Raw genomic sequence first — 21754 nt, 5'->3', positions numbered from 1 at the left:
CATGACACACAAATTTTATTTTCGAAAATTGGCTGTTCTTATCTTTCTACTAATCGTTTATTCTTCGTGCGATAAAAATCAAAAACAAAAACTCACTGAAATAAGCATCGTAGAAACTTCTAAAAAACTCAAAAAAAAGAAAGATTATAACAAGAAGAAAGGAATTGAAATCATAGCAGAGTATAAGGCAAACCTTTTAAAACCTATTGGTGCCGAAGAATCTACATATAAAGATGGTTTCTTGATGACAGAGCATCAAAAAGCTATGAAAAATAGGTCTACGGCCAAGAACTCTAGTATTATTAAATGGAAAGAAAGAGGGCCTGTAAATGTACCAGGTAGGATACGTGGTATTGTAGTGGCCCCTGATAATGATGATAAATGGTATGCAGGTACCGTTGGTGGTGGACTTTGGGTAACCGAAGATGCTGGAACCACCTGGGAAAATCTTACAGATTATAAAATACCTAACCTGTCTACATCTACAGTAGCAGTGGGAACAAGTGATCCAGAAACATTATATCTGGGAACAGGAGAGCCTTTTAACAACCTAGATGCAGTTGGAGGAGTTGGAGTTTTAAAAAGCGAAAACGGAGGCCACAGTTGGGAATACCTTAATAATACCAAAAGTTTTGGAGGAGTTGGTCGATTAGCCTTAAATCCTGAAGATGAAAATAACCTTGTTGTTGCAAGTAGAAATGGAATTTATGTTACCACAGATGGAGGAGTAACGTGGCAGAATACGTATAGTGGAGGAAATGTTCAGGATCTTAATTATGACCCTACTAATTTTAATACTCTATATGGAGGCGTAAATAGTATAGGAGTTATAAAAAGTACAGATGGTGGATTAACATGGGACTTAGTGTTAAATAGGGATGATTACAACTCAAACCATTCACGTTTTGAGCTTGATGTTTCTCCAGCTAATCCAAATAGGGTTTTCATTTCGGTGTACACAGGCAATGGAGGAGCAACTACTGCAGTGAATACCGATTTTTACCTTACCAGTGATGCAGGAGAAACGTTTAGATTAATTGGTTATGAAGGAACTCCTGCAGCAGGAAATTTAATTACTGGGCAAGGATGGTATGACAATATAATACGAGCGCATCCTTTTAATGAAAATGTTTTTTATGCTGGAGGAGTAGTGATGCATAGAGTGCAAATAGTTAAAGCAGGAACTGGAACCAAAACTAAAAGTAAAGATGGACCAGTGAGTTATACTTTTCAGCCTATCGCAGCAGGTTATAATGGTGAATTAAATAATTATGTTCACGTAGATCAACATGGTCTAACATGGATTAAGAAAAGAAAAGAGAAAAAGTTTAAATTAATTCTTGCTAACGATGGAGGGATATATCATACAGATTATTTGTATGAACCGGGAACAACACTTAATGATTGGTCTACTTCTGCAGTAGGACTTAACTGTACGCAGTTTTATGGAGCCGATAAACGTAACGGTACAGAAGATTATATGGCTGGAGCACAAGATAATGGAACCTGGATATCATTTACCGAAAATGGAGCAAACGATGAAACTGGGTATCAGTTTATCATCGGAGGAGATGGGTTTGAAGTATTGTGGAATTATGACAACCCCAATGAATTTATAGGTGGTTCTCAATTTAATGGTTTTGTACGCTATGAGGATGGCCAAGGGTATAATGCAAGGCATGGAGAATCGGGAGCAGGAACATCACCTTTTTACTCTAAAATTACAAACTCGAATAATAATCCTAATGTACTCTTTAGTCCTTCTATTAGTGGAGTATGGAGATCTCCTGATTTTGCAAAATCATGGCAGTTAACTTCTATTCCAAATAATTTTTCTGTAGGAGCTTCAAGTTCATTAGATGTTTCTGTGTCAACAGCTAACCCAGATATTGTATGGGCTGGTAATGCAATGACAGAATCAGGAAGTTATGTGATTCATGTTTCTAAGAATAATGGAGTGTCTTATGAGCCTACGGCTTTATTCTCTGACCCAAGAGATGGTGTTAATCATAATTATTTTATTTCAGGAGTAGAAACTTCTTCTACAAACGAGAATAGAGCTTATGTGTTATTTTCTGGGCAGGGAGCCGCTAAAATATTAAAAACAGAAGATTTAGGGCAAACCTGGGTTGATATCTCTGGGTTTTCTGCAGGAGAAGACAGAGGGTTTCCGGATGTTGCAATACATAGTTTGGTAGAAATGCCTTTTGATGAAGATAGAATTTGGGTAGGTACAGATATTGGAGTGTTTCAAACATTAGATGGAGGAGCGCACTGGTCTCTTCTGGCGGGATTACCAGCTTTTTCTGTTTGGCAAATGAAAATTGTAAATGATGAAGTAGTCATGGCAACTCATGGTAGAGGAGTCTGGACCGCTACTCTTGAGGAACTAGAAGGCTATGAACCTCCTATATACTACGCACCTCCAACAATTACGGCTTCGACACAAGAATCTGTAGAAAATCAGAATGCAACGATTACCTATGTACAGGAGAATGAAGATATTGAGAGAATAGTAGTGTATTTAGATGGAGAAGAAATCGCCCAAATTACAGATAATATCGTGCAAGGTACCGAGTTTACTTATACGATAGAAAATTTGGTAGAAGGCAACCATACTGTTGGATTGAAAGCCGTTGATAGTACAGGAGATACATCTGTTGCTTCGTCGGCATCATTTGATATTATAAACTATACAGTTCCAAAAAATCTTGTATCTATTGCAACTTTTGAGATGTCTGATGTATATACTTTTGGAGGAGAGTTTGTTATCAATACAGTTAATGAAACAGTAAGTCAAGCGGTTCTTAATAATTCTGCACATCCCTATTTAAATGATTCAGAATATCGTACTGTTTTAAGGCATCCTATTATTGTTAATGCAGAGAATGGAAATTTTACATACGAGGATGTTGCAATCACAGAATTTGATCCTGCACCGGGTCAATTTTATGATTACGTAACTATAGAAGCTTCTAGTAACTTAAAAGATTGGGTACGATTAGATGCTTATGATGCACAAAGATTTCCAGAATGGACAGATGCTTTTAATTCTGGCCCCTCTCCAGCAATAAATGATGAGTTGTTTAAAGAACAATCAATCAATTTATTAGACTTTTTTCAGGAAGGAGATGTTATTGCAGTACGTTTTCGGTTAATTTCTGATCCTTTATTTACTTCCTTTGGTTGGGCTATTCGCTCTATAAATGCACCAGAAGAACAATTGGTAGCAGAAGAACAGGAAGAAATAGTGCAACCTCCTCGAAGTTCAGAAGGCGCTCTTTTATATCCAACAATTTCTAATGGAGAGGTACAGATTTCATCAGGAACCACAATGAACAACAGCGTGGTCGAAATATATGGGATAAGTGGTAGACTCGTATACTCAAAAAGAATTGGAACACTAAATGAATCTCAACAAACGTTGTCCTTAGAAAATCTTAAATCAGGAATGTATTTGGTTAAGGTTTTTGGAGATGGTGGGATAACAAATACAACAAGAATTGTTATCAGATAAGCTTTTTTATTATAACGATAAGATATGGTATACCTATAAGTTTCTGCTTATAGGTATACTTATTTTTTTAACCCTTCAAATTTTAAAAACATGTAATCTCTCATTATAGATTCTAATGTTTCTTCAGTCTGATCAAAGAAATTATCGTCAGTAATTAATTGCCTGATAAAGTATTCATCTAATTTAACAAGAAGCTCAGACGATATGGGCTTAAAGATATTGCTTTCTATTCCTAAGATGTAAAATTGTTTTAGATCTTCGAGTAATGCACATAAAAATTCTTCAATAATTTTCCATGCTGTGGGATAATGTTCTTGTAATTGTCTTAAAAAAAAAGAAGAAACGTCCTTAGCTCCTTCCATAAGAATACGCCCTAGAGTTTCACATCTGTAATCTAATTTCAAAATTTCTTCTGTAATCTGATTTTTATACGTGTACAAATAATCTATTCTTACTTGTGTGATATATTCAAAAATCTCTTCTTTTGTAGTAAAATATTGATAGATAGTAGATTTACTTTTTTTCATAAGCAAAGCCAGGTCATCCATGGTTAGTTCACCTAAATCTGCGGTCTTCAATTTAGGGAGTATTGCCAGGGTCCATTGTTCTACTTTTCGGTTCTTTTCTTTTCTATTTTTGAGTATAGATTTTCTTCCCACGTTTAATAAGTTTACTAAAATCAAACTACTTAGTATAAAGTAGTTCTGCTTTTTTGTTTTCCGTTTTTCAAACTTAATCGTTTACAACATAAATAACCAAAAAGTTATGTGAAAATATGCATGAATAAAGGTTAATCCTTGTATTATTTTTTATATAAACAGTATGAAAAATTATAAGATTACAATGATGTAGAATAACCTTCTTCAGGAAAAACGCTATTCCCATAGTACTTAAAGAGTTTACTATTGAGGAAATGAGATTAATAATTTTAGTGACTAATACTGTAAAAATAAAATTATAGGTTTTGACTATTTTATAATATTGACTCTTAGCTATTTGTGTTTTTTTTGAAATTTTATCACTTTTTAGTTACGTGTCCCTTCTTTTCTATACGTCATATTGATAAATGAACAAAGGTGAAGCATAATGCTTTATTCTCTAAAAAGTAAAACATATAATTTTTTATTACAATGAAGAAACTTTTATTAGTATGTACATGTATTAGCATTTTCGGAATCACATCAGCACAAAAGAAGACATCTTTTGGGTTAAGAGGAGGAGTTAATATTTCTAATCTTTCTGATTCAAATTTAGAAACTAAACCAGGAGTTTATTTAGGAGCATTATTGAACATCAGATTCTCAAAACTTTATGCTCTTCAACCCGAAATCGGATATTCAAATCAAGGAGGTAATACTAAGTTTGCTACTGGGAGCGATGTCGAAATTCATTATCTTTCAATATCTGCAACAAATAAATTTTTTGTTAAAAATACAGGCTTACATTTTTTAATTGCACCAGGTATTGATTTTGATGTAGATGATACTCCGGTAGGAATCGTAAACAGGGATGAAGGTAATGATGTTACTTTTGTTGATGTTTCGATCGCGGTTGGTTTAGGATACGAATTTAAAAATGGCATAGGAGTAGAGGCCAGATATAAAAGAGGAACATTAGATGTTTTTGATGGAGATTTTCACAATTTTTCACAACAATCTCTTTATAAAGAAAAAAACCAATTTAACGAAGTTTTGCAAGTAGGGATATCATATAGATTTAATTTCTAATTGTTTACTATTGATGGGGTATTAGAAAACAAATTTCAATACCCCTTTTTATATTCTGCATTAGATTAAGAAGTGATAAGAGAAGGGGGTGTTTGTTTAATTTTTGTAACATATACTCGAATTTTTCGTTCTTTGAGAATAGTAATGTAATTTTATCTTTGCAAGATATTTGATAGCATAATTTTCAAAACCAACGTTTGGGTGATCAACTTATCATAGAACAAATCAAAAACAAAAATGTCAAAGTTTTTGAATCTGTATTTAAGCAATATTTTAAAGTACTTACCATATATGCCAAAAGGTATGTTTTGGATCTGGATACAGCACAAGATATTACACAAGAAGTGTTTATAAAACTCTATGAAAGAAAAGATGAACTTATCATCCATACTTCTTTAAAATCATTCCTATATACATCTGTAAAAAACCGATGTTTGGATTACATCAAAATTCATAATATTCGCCAACAACATAAGGATATCATTCAAAAAGAATCGTCTATTCTTGTAGAAGAGAATGATAATGAAATAGAGAAAACAGAATTACAGGAAAAAATCTATAAAGCTATCAAGACCCTTCCTGATCAAAATCAAAAAATCTTTATGCTTAGTCGGTTCGAAGGAAAAACAAACCAAGAGATTGCTGATGAGCTTAATATTAGCAAAAGAACAGTAGAAACTCATATCAGTAATGCCCTTAAAAAAATAAAAGCATTACTTTTATTTGTTTTTATAATATTGATTGTTAGTTGTTTATGATTTATTTTCATTTTTTTTACTTTCCAGTTACGTGTAACTTCTTTTCTATTCGTCATATAGGTAACTAACTATACAGAGATAATGTAAAATGCTTTGTTGTAGAAAGAAAAAATAACATATAATTTTTATTAAAATGAGATCTGTTATGAATATGCACAACCAAATTAACTTAGAATATGCTTTAATTAAATATTTTTCGGATAAAGCAACACCAGAAGAAGAATTTTTTGTACAACAGTGGGTTTCTGAGAGTTCTGACAATACTTCATATTATCATAAGATTCAACGATTATGGATTCAAAGAATAGTGTTATGATATCGCTTAGAATATAAAATCAATGATTTGATCATAATAGGTGTTTTGAATATATAATCATTAAACTTTTTAGAAAATTGAAAACAAAACAAGTAATTCTTGCCTTTTGGGTGATACTTATGGGCTTTAGTAAAATATTTAGCCAACAAAAAACAGTAGAAAAATATACAATTAGTGGGTATGTAAAAGAATCAGGTAGTCAGGAATATTTACCGGCTGTATCAATTTATATTCCAGGTAGTGCAGTGGGGACTACTACCAATGACTACGGATTCTTTTCACTTACTATTCCTGAAGGAGCACATGAATTGATTGTGTCTTTTATAGGATATGGTACCATTAAAAAATCGATTGATCTTACTAGTGATCTCGCACTTAATTTTGATATGGAACTAGAAACCGAAAGCCTTGATGAAGTTATTATAGATGGAGACAGAAGGGTGAATGAAAGCCAGGTAACTCAAATGAGTGTTGTCTCTATAAAACCTTCAGAAATAGAGGATATTCCCGCTATTTTGGGAGAAAAAGATGTAATCAAAGCATTGCAGTTATTGCCAGGAATTCAGCGAGGTAATGAAGGAAGTGCAGGGTTCTTTGTAAGAGGAGGAACCCCGGATCAGAACCTGATCATACTAGATGAAGCTCCTGTGTATAATTCTAACCACTTATTTGGAATATTTTCGGTATTTAACGGAGATGCTATTAAGTCTATAGAAACTTTTAAAGGAGGGTTTCCGGCAAGATTTGGTGGTAGATTATCTTCTGTACTCAAAATAGATACAAAAAACGGAAATAAAGAAAGGCTGAGCGGAAAAATAAACGTCGGGTTAATATCTTCATCTCTATTGGTAGAAGGGCCAATTAAAAAAGGAAAAACTTCATTTATTTTTAGTGGACGAAGAACATATGCAGATCTACTGTCTAAGCCTTTTCAAAAATCAGATCTAAAAGCGGGCTATTACTTTATGGATCTTAATTTTAAAATACACCATGTTTTTAATGAAAAAAATAAACTATACTGGAGTAATTATTTTGGACAAGATAAATTCCATGCAGTTGAAAAGGAAGCAGGAGATGACTTAAAAACAAAATTGTTCTGGGGTAACATTACCTCTACATTACGATGGAATCACCAATTTAGTGATAAGTTTTTTTCTAACACTTCTTTAATTTTTAGTAATTATAACTTTGGAATTAAAGTTGATGAAAAGTTTCAGAATGAAATTTTTAAATTGAAAACAAACTCTGGAATCAATGATTATGGAATTAAAGCAGATTTTGATTACTACCCAAACCCTAAGCATTCTATACGGTTTGGACTAGCATCTACATATCATAATTTTGTGCCAAAACAATCCAGGATAAGAGAAACAGGAGAAAGTAATTCTGATATCACACAAAAAATTGAATCTCTAGAGAGCGCTTTATATCTCGAGGATGATTGGAAAATTACCAATACATTAAGTTTCTCTCCCGGGTTAAGGTTAACTCATTTTCAATATAAATCAACAGATTACCTTAATCTGGAACCAAGAGCAACTATTGCCTGGAATGTAAAACCCGATTTGGCACTAAAAGCTTCGTATTCTAAAATGAATCAATACATTCATTTACTTTCTAATTCAGGAATAGGGTTGCCTACAGATCTTTGGGTGTCTTCTACAGACCAATTAAAACCCCAGGTCTCTGAACAATATGCATTTGGAGTGGCAAAAGATTTTATGGATGATGGATATTCTATTACTGTCGAAGGGTATTATAAAAAAATGGACGATGTGATAGCATATAAAGAAGGTGCTTCATTCTTGTTGTTAGAAGACCTGGGAACAGGAAAAGAAATAGATTGGGAAGAAAATATTACTACAGGCCAAGGGTGGGCTTACGGTACAGAGCTACTATTACGTAAAAAAACAGGGAAACTTACAGGCTGGTTAGGGTATACATTATCGTGGTCAGAAAGACAATTTGATGAACTAAATCAAGGACGAAAATTCTTTGCAAAATATGATCGAAGACATGACCTTTCTTTGGTAGGGATTTACAAGCCTAATGATCGTATTACACTATCGGGAACATGGCTGTTTTCTTCGGGGAATAATTTTAATCTTCCGGATACCGAGTCATTATCAAACACAAGTACTTTTCCGATAACAATACCTGATCTCTCTAATGGAGGAACACCTTTTAGCACAGAGCGAAATAATTTTAGAGGAGAAAATTATCATCGTTTAGATTTAGGAATTCAATTTCATAAACGATTTTCAAAGAATAGGGAACGTACCTGGGGATTTTCGATATATAATATTTATGGAAGAAAGAATCCTTTCTATTATTATTTTGATGATGCTAAACTTAAAAAAGTATCAATACTACAGTTTATTCCATCAATTAATTATACCTATAAATTCTAAAAAGTGAAATCAACAAGGTCAAAATTATTAGAAAAATATAAAGATACACAGATGAAATATTTTCAAAGTATACTATTAATAACCCTAAGTATTTGTTTAGTAAGCTGCGAGACAAGTGTAGACGCAAGTGATTTGTTAGAAAAACAACAACTAGTTGTTATTAATGGCTATTTATCACCACAAGACACTACACTAAAAGTACAAGTGTCAAGATCTAAATCAAGAGCATCAAATGCAATCAATATTAAGGATATGGTTATTAAAGATGCTACTGTGGTAATAGCAGATGAAGAAAATAATGAAGTGGCACTTGTATATACAGATGCGTCTTTAAACTATGAAGCACCAGCAAGTGGTTTAGTAATCTCTCCTGGCAAGAAATACTTTTTGAAAGTTACGGCTCTAGGTAAAGAATATAAAGCATCTTGTACAATACCAACCGAATCTGTACAAAGGATAGAGAAGGATATTCAGATAAAAGAAGGTGAATTCTCTGGTAATCGTTTGTTGAAAGTTACGGTAGGAGATATTAAAGATCAAAATAATTTTTATATCATAGGTGCTGTAGTCACTCAGTCTTTTGATAATGGAGGAGGCACAACTAGTAACCAGGTAGAAAATATAAATTTCGAGTTTAAACAGTTTGCGACAGATGTAAGTAGAGAAAATTCTGTAATCACAGCAGATGGTTTTTTTACTTTATCAGATAATGCATTACCTAATCCTCAGATAAAGATTCAGGTAGCCAATGCAGAAAAAATATTATACGAAGCGCTAAGGGCAACATATTTAAATGATTTTAATGACGGAGATCCATTTGCAGAATCAGTTATTGCTCCGACCAATATAGAAGGAGAGAATGGATATGGTGTTTTTGCGGGGTATCAATTAACAGAAGTGGAAGAAACTCTTTAAACAAAAAAGATAAAATCGAGTAGACTATTATTTAAAAAGCGAACTTAAAGTTGTTTTGACAACATAATCTTAATAATTTATTACTTTTAGAGCCAGATTTTAATTTCAGAAATGAATATCGAACAAGAAGATCACATACTACAACTTTTAACACGTTATTTACAAAATGACGTACAAGATGATGAACGAAAGTTTGTAGAGGATTGGATTGCCGAATCCGAATCAAATACAACCTATTTTGAAGATGTTAAACGCATATGGAGTACTTCAGAAAATATAGAGGATTTTGATAAAATTGATGTAGATGAACAATGGAGTAAATTTGAATCTGGCATAAATGCTACAGTAAAGAAGAAACCAAAATTAAATAATGTTTATCTTAAAATCGCAGCCTCTATTGTGCTTTTGATTGGTTTAGGCTTTTATTTTAATTCACTTTTTAATACTGAAGTAATTTTACTGGCAAAAACGGGAGCAGAAAACAAATTTGTATTACCAGATAACTCTATCGTATGGCTTAATGAAGGTAGTCAACTTACTTATAAAAAGGATTTTAAAGGAAATAACAGGCAGTTAAACCTAAAAGGAGAAGGTTTTTTTGAAGTTACAAAAGACCCCGAGAAACCATTTGTTGTTATTGCCAATATCACACAAACTAAAGTTTTAGGTACGTCATTTAACCTAAAAAATAATGCTAATACAAAAGAAGTAGAGCTTGTATTGGTAACAGGTAGTGTTGAGTTTTCATCAAAAAAATATAAAGAAATTTTAGCTCCGGGAGATATGGTAACAGCAAAAGAGAGTGGCAAATTGATAAAAACTTCAAATAAAAGCCTAAATTTCTCTTCCTGGAAATCGGGAGTACTTAAATTTGAAAAAACTTCTATAGAACAAGTAATTAAAGATATAGAACTGTATTACAATAAGAACATAATTATCGAGAGTCGAGAATTTGCTAATTGTACGTTAACCACTATCTTTGACAACGAATCGTTTGAGGATGTTTTGGAAACTCTTAAAATATTATTTGATGTCACATATGAAAAAAATGATTCGAATAATATTGTTATAAAAGGAGGAGATTGTAATTCTTAAAAAACATTATTCTTTTTGCAAAAATCAAATTGCCGATTTAATTTTCTAGTGAGAATAAAAGTAATTAGGGTACTATTTGTAGCGCTTTTTATAGGAGGGTTTAGTGGTTATACCCAGGGAGAAATTTTAGATCAAAAAATTAGTTTAGTTAAAGAAAATGTATCTATTGCCAGTGTCTTAGGTGAGTTAGAAACAAAATTAAATTTTACGATAGGATATTCTGATAGCGCAATAGATATTTCTAAAATAGTATCGGTTAATGCTAAAGAAAAAACTTTAGCTAAGATATTAAGAAATCTATTTCCCTCGAAACTCTATCAATTCAAAGTTTTGGGTAAAAAACTACTAATTTATAAACGTCCAAAAAAGTACACAATTAGCGGGTATATTTCTGAAAAAGGAAGCCAGGAATATCTTGGTAGTGTATCTATTTATATCCCCAAACTCAATACGGGTACAACAACCAATGATTATGGGTTTTATTCCCTTTCTATACCAGAGGGCAATCATCAGATATTAATCTCATTTGTAGGATATAAAAATATTAAGAAAAACATTGATCTTACCTCTGATATTACGATAAATTTAAGTTTAGAACCAGAGACTGAATATCTGGATGAAATTATTATAAATTCTGATCAGGAAACAAGTAAAAGTCAGATTACACAGATGAGTTCTGAGAAACTAAGCCCTTCATTTTTTGAAGATATTCCTACAATCCTGGGAGAAAAAGATGCTATTAAAACCTTACAATTATTACCAGGAATACAATCAGGTAGTGAAGGTTCTACAGGCTTTTATGTTCGTGGCGGAACACCAGATCAAAATTTGATCATACTAGATGAAGCTACAGTTTATAATTCAAACCATCTTTTTGGGATTTTTTCTATATTTAACGGAGACGCCATTAAATCCGTAGAAATATTTAAAGGAGGTTTTCCTGCTCGATATGGCGGAAGGTTATCTTCTGTAGTGAAGATAAATACTAAAAATGGGAATAAAGAAAAATTTGCTGGCAAAGCAAATATTAGTTTGATTTCTTCATCTCTATTGTTAGAAGGCCCCATAAAAAAAGGAAAAACATCCTTTGTAATTAGTGGTCGTAGAACATATGCAGATCTGTTACTTTTACCATTAATGACCAAGGAAGAGAAACTTGCTTATTATTTCACAGATGTCAATGCTAAGCTTCATCATGTTATCAATGATAAAAATAAGTTGTATTGGAGCACATACTATGGGCAAGATAAATATAGAAACAGAACCGTTTTTGAGAATGAAAGATCTAAGCAGAAAATACTTTGGGGAAATATAACTTCTACTTTACGCTGGAATCATGAATTTAATAATAAGCTCTTCTCTAATACATCATTAATATTTAGTAATTATAAATTTACGGTAAGTAAAGATGATAGAGGAAGAGCAAATCGAAGTTCTACATTTAAGACAAGCTCAGGAATCAATGATTATGGAGTTAAATTCGATTTTAATTACTATCCCACACCTAATCATACATTTAGGTTTGGTATTAGATCGACCTATCATGATTTTACACCAAAAGAAATTAATATTAAAAATATTAATGATGATGAAATTGTAAACACACAAAAAATCAAAACCTTAGAGAGTGCAATATATATAGAAGATGATTGGAGAATTAACGACAAGATTAGCATATATCCGGGTTTGAGGTTTAGTCACTTTCAGCATAAATCTAAAGGTTATTTTAAACCAGAGATGAGGCTTTCTGCTGCTTATAAATTGTATCCTTTGCTTACATTAAAAGCTTCATATGCAAAAATGAATCAGTACATACATCGGTTATCTAATAGTGGTTTGGGATTACCAACAGATCTTTGGGTGTCTTCTACAGAACGATTAAAGCCTCAGCTTTCTGAACAAATTGCTTTAGGGGTGGCAAAGGATTTCAAGAATAATATATTTGGATTAACAATCGAAGGGTATTATAAAAAAATGAAGGACATTATAGCGTTTAAAGAAGGTGCTTCTTTTGCAGGTCTCGAAAGCGTAAGAGAAATTACAGGTTCTATCCGAACTGTTGATTTTGTAAATGGCATTACTACCGGGAAAGGTTGGGCATATGGAGCAGAGTTTTTACTTAGAAAAAAGAAAGGAAAACTAACAGGTTGGTTGGGATATACCTTATCATGGTCACGAAGACAGTTTAAAGATTTAAATGGAGGAAAGATATTTAATGAACGCTATGATAGAAGACATGATTTTTCTGTTGTAGGGATTTATAAGCCTAGTAAAAGAATAACGATTTCTGGTAATTGGTTATTTGCATCAGGAATTAATTACAACCTCCCTAATACATTAGGAGTTGCAGCGGGTAATAATTTCCCGATAGAGGATGTAAACAATAATGATAATATATTACTGTTTAATACAGAAAAAAATAATTTTAAAGGAGAAAATTTTCATCGTTTAGATTTGGGAATTCAATTTCATAAAATCACAAAACGTAATAGAGAAAGAACTTGGGGCTTTTCGTTTTATAATGTATATGCTAGAAAAAACCCTTTTTATTATGAAATTGCTAGCGAAAATCAAAGTTCTCCCAATGTTTTGTATAGAAGATACTTATTTCAGTTTCTTCCGTCGTTTAATTATAGTTTAAAATTTTAGTATATGAGACTCTACATTTTATTAATCATAGGTTTTATAGTTTTAGGTTGCGAAGATCTAAAAGAAGAGATAAAAAATAGACCAGAAGGAGAGAAGTTAGTTTTGATTAATGGTTTTTTATCTCCAGAAGAAGAAGTAATAAAAGTTGAAGTTTCTAAAACAATATCTGTCTTTGATAAACCTTTACAACTCGAACCAGCAGATTTTGTAAATACTTTAATCATTAAAGATGCAGTAGTAGTTATCAAAAATGAAAACCAAGAAGAAGTAGAATTAAGATATTCTAGCGATAGTAAGTTATATCAGATTGCATCTAGTGAATTCTTGATTGAACCGGGAAAAAGGTATACTCTAAATGTCTTAGCAGAAGGAAAAGAATTTAAAGCTACTTGTGTTATTCCTGTTATGAAAATAGAAAATGTATCGGCGGCGGTTGGGTTTAGAGCTGCAGATGGTGCTGTTGTAGAGAATCTTAGTGTAAGTTTTGATGATATAAAGGGCGAAAATAATTTTTATATCGTAGGAGCATTATTTAATGTGACCAATAGTACAGAAGAAAATCGCTCTATTGCAAATTTTGATATTGAAAGATTTGCCACTGATGTAAATGGAGATGGATTAAGCATATCTGCAAATGGAACAATCTTTAATACAAACGAAAGCTTAGAAATTACCGTAAAAGTCGCAAATGTAGACGAACTTATTTTTACCACTTTAAAAGCCTCTTTTTTAAATAAAGATCAAACATCAAACCCTTTCTTTCAGCCTATTATACCGCCTAATAATATAGAAGGAGAAGGGGGTTATGGTGTATTTGCAGGATTTCGATTATTAGAAAAAACGATGACACTAGGTCCAATTCAATCTTTAGATGGGGTTTGAAAATGCTTGTAAATTAGATACCCTCCATAACCAATAAATAATATGGTTATCATGACTCTGAAGTCCCATTCTGCCTGAGCTTGTAATCTATTATATAATCGTAAACCTCCAAATAAAACAAGAGCAATACCGATCATTAAATCCCAGGTTTTGCGAGGTGATTTATCTTCGTTTTCCATAATTTTAGGTTAAGTTTTGTTTGATAATTGGAAATAAGTAAACCAATAATTGTTTTTGGTTAAGCCCAAAATTGAGAAATTATTTTTATATATCATTGATTCCGCTTATTTTTAATTCCATTTTTTATTTTTTCAATCCAGTTTTTGTCACTTGGTTTAACAATAATTACTTTGAAATTAAATCTCTCACTCTCGATAGCGACACCTTTTAAGTCATCAATATGCAAATCAAAATCAAATGCAGGAGGAAATTTCGATGAGTTTATATTCTGAGATTTTAATACGTTCTGATTTTCCGTCTGGTTCACAATTCGATTAACCTTTATTCCATAATATTTTAAAGTCAGTCTTATTTTCCTTTTAGTTCGAAATGATGTCGTATAGATATGAATTTTATGCCCTTGTTTTTGTAAATCAGAAATCAATTCATGAGTTCCTTTTCGAATTTCCTCGATTCCGAAAAGTCTTGCAATTCTATTTCTCTTCTCGGTTTCAAATTCTTTTCCATTTGGAATTAATGTACTGTCAAGGTCAAAACTGATATTCACTGCCAATATTAATTAGGTGATATTTAGTGTAAAATGTGTTATAATACATTTTTAGGGCACTTTATTGTGCTTAGTTATTTATTTTTCTATTCTGCGCTCAAATTTTATTTTTCTAACTCCAAAGTCAGTATCCCATTGTTTAACTTCTTTAAAACCAGAGTTTTTATATAATTTAGTAGCGGGTCTATTCTCCAGTCCAGTTTCAACAACAAACAGATCCGAATCAAATGTATTGAAAACAAATTCCATTAATTTCCGAGCAATTCCTTGTCGGAAAAATTTTGGATCTACAACTAAGCTATTAATGTCTGTAAAATTATTGTTATGTTCTATTTCAATTACTCCAGCTAGCTCCTGATCTTTGAAGTATCCAAAAAACTGTGTGCTACTATTTACATAATTTTCAATAGACCTTTTTAAAGGAGGGAAATCAGTAACATTTAATAATTTTGCCTCAATCTTGTACGATGCTTGAAAAACTGAATGTATTTTTTTGGATACTTCTACATCATTATTTTGAAGCCTTTCAATCATCATTTATAAAAGTTTTGTTTTAATTAAACCACCTGCATATACTCTTTCATATTCACTGTCAGGAAACATAGTGTTATTTGTTTAAGCATTAAAATATTTACTGTTCCATATGACAGTATTAAAATTTTTTCCAAGTGCAAATCCATAAAATAACACCACAGCTGCTACCGATTTAAACATAAAGAATAAAATCATGATAAATGTTGAGGTAGTACTGTGTTTAGTGAACATACCTTCTGGAACCATAAATGTAAGTAAAAGACTTACTAAAAAAGTGAGTATGAGTAAATTTTCAAAACTCTTAAAAAACCACATCATAAATTTACGAAGTGGGTGTAAATCATTCCCCCATTTATGCACTAAATAAAAATAGTCATTACCCATAGGAGCAAAGAGTAGAGGATCATCAGCATTTTCTAATTTAAATAATTTAGATGGCGCAATAATTTTAAATCCTTTTAATTCGGTTTGATGTTTTTTCTCAAGGTTTTTAATAGCAGAAATTGCAGATAAGGGCAACTTTCCTTTAAAATATTTAACATCCAAAAAACGTAATCGATAGGTAATACAGATTTTTTTGATTTGATCCAGATGGTATATGCTGTGAGTTTCTATGTGATCAAGATTAAAAACATTCTGAACTACATGAGAAGAATTTTCCAGATTTTTAAGAATTTGATTCTCGTGTTTCTCTTCTTCCGAGAAGATTGTATATACTTGTTCTTTCCAGGTAGAGGCATTAAATTCTTTATCCCGTAGTTTACCTAATTGTTGCTCTATGTTTGTTCTGGGAAATAACATCTTCTTTTTTTAGCTCTACTAAATTAACAATTTGGGTTAAGTTATACAAGATTAAAGAGATAGTCTAGTAAAAGATTACAGCACCCGATTAACAATAATTCCGGTATTGTTTTTTATCTTTTTAAGATATTCAACCAATGGAAGCGCAGAGATTTCTACCTGACCCTTTGATGATGCATGTAATAAATGAATTCGCCCATTCTCTTTGCGTATAGCGATTCCTGTATGTGTAATATCTAATCCTTTGATCGAAGTAGTTAATGCGATAATATCGCCAGATAGTATTGAAGCTTCATGTTCTTTAATCTGATCTTTTGGTAAAAAACATACCGATGATTGGCTGATATTAATTTCGGATTGTTGTATGCCTTTAAAGTTTTTATCATCTTTAAGAAAGGGATAAAGTTCTCGGTGTGTGCTCATAAAATTAATATCTTTCTCTATTTCTACTCCACCAATATCACCTGTAATATTTCTTATAATACCTTTTTGTTCATTATTAGTAATCCACTCAGAGAAGTAGTGTAGCCGCGAGGCATATCCATCTAATTTTCCATTTTTATAACGTATTTTTTCTAGATAAGCGGTATAGGATTCAAAATCATCTTTACCATTTTTAAGCATTAGACTTAAAACCAGTACATTTTCTACAAAAGTAGTGCAATCTAATCCCTGAAAATTAATCACCAACGACTCTTTTGATCCGATCTCCAGAGTTTTGGCAGCATAAGGAGTACCTAAAAAAGTTTTTCCAACAAACACCAGAGTCTCTCCAAAAGCAGTTTTTGGAGTGTATTCTTTTTTTAAAGCTGTAATTCTGGTGGTAAAGATTTCTTTATCTTTTGCAGAACAGATAATTTCTTGCGCCTGAATAGCATATGTCATTAAAAAGAAAAAAATTATAAAAGATTTACTGTTCATTTGTTATATATGTTAAGTAGGCTTAGTTTTTAATTCTAATATGTTCTAAAATACAAAAAGCTACTATGATCTGATGGATTTATTCGATAAGATTTCATAAAAACTAAAAAGGCTTGATTATGATATCATAATCAAGCCTTTTTTCAAAAATAAATTTAAAGTTATTTAGTACTTAAGAATTCTTAATGTTTCCATTTTTGAATTTGTTTGTACTTGAACAAAATAAATCCCAGACATTTTAAGCTCACTTCCTAAAATTATGGATCTAGGGTTTTTTGTGTATTCTTCTTGTATCAGAAGTTTTCCGTGTATATCAAATACTTTAACCGTGATATTAGTTTTGTCAAGTTTTGAAGTGTTAATCACAAAAGTATCGTTAAAAGGATTAGGAGATGTGAATGTTTTGTTTTTAGAAATTCCTTTGTTTGCTATGCTATTTATTGCATTTGAAGATCGGGTATAAATGATCTCATTTGGTTTCTTATTATATGCATAATCCAGTATGGTATAAGATAAACCATCATTAGCTACAGATATATGAAACCATCCATAATGTGTATTTCCATTAATCTTAAAGGTAAATCCAATAAATCCTGATTTCCCATTCCAAGTTGTATAAGAAGATGAACTTATAATATAACTATTTGATTTTGCTATAAAATTATCAGAACCATCAATTCCTTCACCTTCTCCGATTAGTGTTATATTACCTTCGTTTCCTTCGCATACAATATCTTTATCATATGTAACTAATCGTACCGAATTACTAGTGTACCATGCGCCATAATCTCTATTATCACCAACTTCGATTCGGAAAAACTCCCAGCTATTAGATGAAGTAACTGTAAGATCTTCGATATCTACATAAACAATCCCATCGGTGTTATTACATGGGGGACAAGAGCTTCCACCGCAATCTACTCCGGTTTCATCTCCATTTTGGATACCATCTGTACAGGTAGGGGTAGATGTTGTTCCTTCTATAGAAACGGTATAGTCTTCGACTTCACCATAATCAAATGTTTCACAAGTACCAGGAATTGTATTGTATGCCATAGATACTCTCATTCTGGTATTTCCATTTTTTGCTCCATCTGGTACCGTAAACTTTCCTTTTATTGAAGTATCTTTTGAAGGGTTTTTACTAAATACTTGTTCACCAGAATCTTCGAAATCCCCATCTTGATTGTAATCAATCCATACACTATATCCTTCTGAGTACACAGTTGATGACCATGTTGGAGTAATTGTAATCGTTTGAACTGCTCCTTTTGGTAGTGGTGTAGACTCTGATGTGAAATCACTATACCCACCATTCCCTGCTGTAGAAGTTTTATCAATACTTCCTAATTGTATACGACTAATATATTCATCATTAGGATTACTTCCATTAGAAGAACAATAAGACGAAGGGTTACATGGTTTGCAAGAACCTCCGCAATCTATTCCGGTTTCATCTCCATTTTGAATCCCATCTGTACAAGTAGGACTTGGTTCGCTAGAAGTAGTAACGTTTACGATATTACTAAACTCAGAAGTATTACCTGAAGCATCTTTAGCTTTTATCTTATATTGATATGGTGTATTTGCAGTTAATCCTGTAATATTAGCAGATGTTCCTGTTACAGATGTAGCGATGGCATTGTCCTGATATATATCATAGCCAACTACTTGTTCGTTGCTAGGAGCAGGATCCCAGGATAGCGTTAATGATGTTTCTGATACGTTAGACGCCACTAATCCTGTTGGTGCCGATAAATTGTTTCCACTAGAATTTTCAATATCGAATTTCAGATTATCGATCCATATTCTAGTTCCGTACCCAGATGTATTTTCTAATTTGATCAATACATTTTCTTTTCCGCTAAATTGAGATAATGATACATTTTCTGTTCTCCAATGTGAATCCTGTGTGGGTACCCATAGGTTAATTTCATTAATCCAGGTATCTGGATCGTCTGTTGTTGCTACGGTCTCTAGTTCTGTATGTGTTTTATTATATACTTCTGTCCAGGAGTTTCCACAATTGGTAGATACCAATATTCTTAATTTGTCTTTACTGTCGTCATCAAATTTGGTATACGCCAAATCAAAAGAAAAGGTAGTTTCTCCGCCAGACATATCTATAGGATTAAGAATAATTTCATCTATTTCTCCTATTTCTTCATTATCTGTATTATTCATAATCATACACGAAGAAGAATTACGTCCTGTTTTAGTACTCTTTTCCCAGGCTAATAATCCATCGTTATCAATGATTTCCCATCCTATAGGAGGGAAACTTCCTTCAAACCCTTCTGTAAAAGAGTTTGTTGTTGGATTTGTTACCGTTACGTACCCATTTTTTGTTACAGTATTGCCTGTTCCGTTAGCATTTTCTGTTTTTAATGTAACAGTATATGATCCTGGTGAATTATAAGTTACAGTAGGGTTCTGGCTAGTTGATGTTGCTGGTGACCCCCCTTCAAATGTCCAATTCCAGGAAGTAGGTTTTCCTGTAGATACATCTTTAAAAGATATTTCTGTTGTATTACAGTTGGATATTCTTTTTTTAGAATAAAAGTCTGAAACCGGAGTGGTATCGTTATTGATTAAGACATTAATATTGTCTATCCATATTCTGGTTCCCCATCCAGATATATTCTTAAATCTAATAGTTACTTCTGATTGGCCAGCATAATTACTGAGATCTATTATTTCTTTTCTCCAGTCGGATTCTTGTTTAGGAATCCAATCGTTAGAGAGGCCAGTAGTCACGTTTGCTGTTTCTAATTCTGTATGCGTTTTTGAGTATACATCTGTCCAGGAACCTCCACAATTTGTAGATATTTGTACTTTTAATACATCTTTGCTATTGTTATCAAATTTGGTATAAGCGATATCAAAGTACATTTCACTGTTTTTTGCCGATGAAAAATCAAAATAGGGTAGTCTGATAAAATCCTCTTCTCCTATAATTCCATTGTCAGCATTATTCATAACCAGACTAGAGTTGTCTCCATTACCCGCATCATCCCTTTTTTCCCAGCCGAGATTAAATATGTCATCAGGGTTAATAATATCCCATTGTGCAGGCGGAAATTGTCCTTGGAAATCTTCAGATAAATTTGATGTTCTTTTTTGTGAAACATAAACATAACTACTTTTTTCTTCGGTGTCCTGTCCACTGTCATTAGATGCTATAAGACGAACTTTATATATTCCAGGGTTATCGTATCGTATTTGTGGTTTTTTTTGAGAAGAAGAAGATGGTGATCCACCTTCGAATTCCCATTTCCACGAAGTTGGTGAACCTAATGATATGTCTTCAAATGTTATAGATTTTCCTGTACAAACAGCAGTGTTATTACTTCTAAACTCTGCTATCGGAGTTCTGTTTAAAATACCAACAGAACTAAGGTTGCTATCAGACCATAGTAAACTTCGTGGGTATTTTGCTGTATTGATATCATCTAACCAATACGTCATAGCCTCTACTTGTCCTTTTGTATACATATTTTGGCAACTCGTATTGTAGTCCATATGATTTTCTAGATTTGCATATACTCCACAATTGTTTAATTTATCTCTTTCACAGCCTTCTGCCTGTGTGGTTGGGGGAGTGTCGTCTATTCCATCATTGGCATCTTCACAGTTATCAAAAAAAGTATGTCTTAATCCAAAATAGTGACCAAATTCATGAGTCATTACTTTTTCAAATCCAGGTGCAGAATCTGATCCACAAGTACTGCCTATATATCTGTAGTTATACGTCACATGGGGAACTACTTTCTGAATAGGTAAAAAAGCATGACCAGATCCATTAGTCTCTCCTTCTGCATTAGGCGCTTCTACAACTACTACATCTAAATAATATTTATTCTTCTTACCCCACCACATATAATTGTATATTTTGGGGTCGTAACCGTAAGATATGTTAGCATCTGCATGCCAATCCATTCCTGGGGTTGCCATTGTATTACCATCTGGATCTATAGATGCTGCAACAAATTCAATATTCATTTTGTCTTTAATAGATTCGAATCTGGGGTCGATTTGATTGAATCCAGGAAATGTACCATTAAAATCTCCATTTACGGTTTTTAATACATCATCTATCCTACATTTCATGTCTGCTTTACTAACAGAACCACCACCGTTATGAAGTATGTGGAAAACAACAGGGATAACATATCGACCTGCTGCTGATTTACTTTTTTTGTGATTTTTTACTTTATATATGACCTGATTAAAGATGATCTTTTCTTCAGAAGACAACTTTGTCCCGCATCCGTTTTGCGCATGGCTATAACTTACCAACATACAAAATAGTACGAAGGTGATTACTGTTTGGAGTTTGTGTTTCATTGGTTATAAGATTGAAAATATTAGAGTTAGTTTGTATTTATATTAACAATAATACCATCAAAATTATAAGGAATAAAATATGAGATAATATAGTGTTAGTAATTGATAATTTTGTATTATTTTAACAATTAAAACTACGTTGTTTCCTGTTTTT

The 21754-nt window shown here is 32.3% G+C and carries 16 protein-coding genes; 9 read left to right on the top strand and 7 right to left on the bottom strand.

Annotated features, from left to right (window positions below; all coding sequences use genetic code 11):
- Position 1 precedes the first annotated feature (1 nt).
- Positions 2-3517 carry a T9SS type A sorting domain-containing protein gene (locus DK441_RS00700; RefSeq protein ID WP_109097037.1) on the top strand — a complete coding sequence of 1172 codons (3516 nt, stop codon included), beginning with the start codon at positions 2-4 and terminating at the stop codon, positions 3515-3517.
- A 59-nt stretch (positions 3518-3576) separates the two neighbouring features.
- Here the strand turns inward: DK441_RS00700 and DK441_RS00695 are convergent, their stop codons facing one another.
- Complete coding sequence (locus DK441_RS00695; RefSeq protein WP_109097036.1) at positions 3577-4176, bottom strand: TetR/AcrR family transcriptional regulator; 600 nt, start codon at positions 4174-4176, stop codon at positions 3577-3579.
- Positions 4177-4647: 471 nt separating this feature from the next.
- Here DK441_RS00695 and DK441_RS00690 point away from each other — a divergent pair, with 471 nt between their 5' ends.
- The 8 genes from DK441_RS00690 to DK441_RS00660 all read left to right on the top strand — a co-directional run bounded on the left by DK441_RS00690 (position 4648) and on the right by DK441_RS00660 (position 14270).
- The gene (locus tag DK441_RS00690; protein ID WP_109097035.1) at positions 4648-5244 is read left to right on the top strand and encodes a porin family protein; all 597 of its coding nucleotides are present in this window, start codon (positions 4648-4650) and stop codon (positions 5242-5244) included.
- Between the two features lie 197 nt (positions 5245-5441).
- Entirely contained in the window at positions 5442-6002 is a 561-nt protein-coding gene (locus DK441_RS00685; protein ID WP_109097034.1) for an RNA polymerase sigma-70 factor, read from the top strand.
- A gap of 145 nt (positions 6003-6147) precedes the next feature.
- Positions 6148-6318, top strand: coding sequence for a hypothetical protein (locus DK441_RS26340; RefSeq protein WP_160111882.1), 171 nt, complete (start codon positions 6148-6150; stop codon positions 6316-6318).
- A 77-nt stretch (positions 6319-6395) separates the two neighbouring features.
- A complete protein-coding gene (locus DK441_RS00680) occupies positions 6396-8729 on the top strand; it encodes a TonB-dependent receptor (RefSeq protein WP_235015684.1) in 2334 nt (777 codons plus the stop codon).
- Between the two features lie 51 nt (positions 8730-8780).
- Entirely contained in the window at positions 8781-9644 is an 864-nt protein-coding gene (locus DK441_RS00675) for a DUF4249 family protein (protein WP_109097032.1), read from the top strand.
- 111 nt (positions 9645-9755) lie between these two features.
- Complete coding sequence (locus DK441_RS00670; RefSeq protein ID WP_109097031.1) at positions 9756-10739, top strand: FecR family protein; 984 nt, start codon at positions 9756-9758, stop codon at positions 10737-10739.
- A gap of 48 nt (positions 10740-10787) precedes the next feature.
- Entirely contained in the window at positions 10788-13388 is a 2601-nt protein-coding gene (locus DK441_RS00665) for a TonB-dependent receptor (protein WP_160111881.1), read from the top strand.
- Positions 13389-13391: 3 nt separating this feature from the next.
- Positions 13392-14270 (top strand): DUF4249 family protein, encoded by an 879-nt coding sequence (locus DK441_RS00660; protein WP_109097029.1) that lies wholly within the window; start codon positions 13392-13394, stop codon positions 14268-14270.
- On the opposite strand, the gene DK441_RS00655 is transcribed toward DK441_RS00660, so the two are convergent.
- The 6 genes from DK441_RS00655 to DK441_RS00630 form a co-directional block, all read right to left on the bottom strand.
- Positions 14249-14449, bottom strand: a complete 201-nt coding sequence (locus DK441_RS00655) for a hypothetical protein (RefSeq protein ID WP_025667966.1) — start codon at positions 14447-14449, stop codon at positions 14249-14251. The genes DK441_RS00660 and DK441_RS00655 overlap by 22 nt on opposite strands.
- Positions 14450-14541: 92 nt before the next feature.
- Positions 14542-14997: a hypothetical protein gene (locus DK441_RS00650; protein WP_109097050.1), complete on the bottom strand. Its 456-nt coding sequence runs from the start codon at positions 14995-14997 to the stop codon at positions 14542-14544.
- A gap of 78 nt (positions 14998-15075) precedes the next feature.
- Complete coding sequence (locus tag DK441_RS00645; protein ID WP_235015683.1) at positions 15076-15534, bottom strand: GNAT family N-acetyltransferase; 459 nt, start codon at positions 15532-15534, stop codon at positions 15076-15078.
- A gap of 78 nt (positions 15535-15612) precedes the next feature.
- Positions 15613-16332, bottom strand: a complete 720-nt coding sequence (locus DK441_RS00640) for a hypothetical protein (protein ID WP_109097028.1) — start codon at positions 16330-16332, stop codon at positions 15613-15615.
- Between the two features lie 75 nt (positions 16333-16407).
- The gene (locus DK441_RS00635; protein WP_109097027.1) at positions 16408-17253 is read right to left on the bottom strand and encodes an N-acetylmuramoyl-L-alanine amidase-like domain-containing protein; all 846 of its coding nucleotides are present in this window, start codon (positions 17251-17253) and stop codon (positions 16408-16410) included.
- 165 nt (positions 17254-17418) lie between these two features.
- Positions 17419-21600 carry a M43 family zinc metalloprotease gene (locus DK441_RS00630; RefSeq protein ID WP_109097026.1) on the bottom strand — a complete coding sequence of 1394 codons (4182 nt, stop codon included), beginning with the start codon at positions 21598-21600 and terminating at the stop codon, positions 17419-17421.
- Positions 21601-21754 lie beyond the last annotated feature (154 nt).

The organism is Aquimarina sp. AU58 (assembly GCF_900312745.1).
Classification (GTDB): Bacteria; Bacteroidota; Bacteroidia; order Flavobacteriales; family Flavobacteriaceae; genus Aquimarina; species Aquimarina spinulae.
Note: the sequence above shows the minus strand (reverse complement) of the source record. Positions and strands in the feature narration are given on the sequence as shown.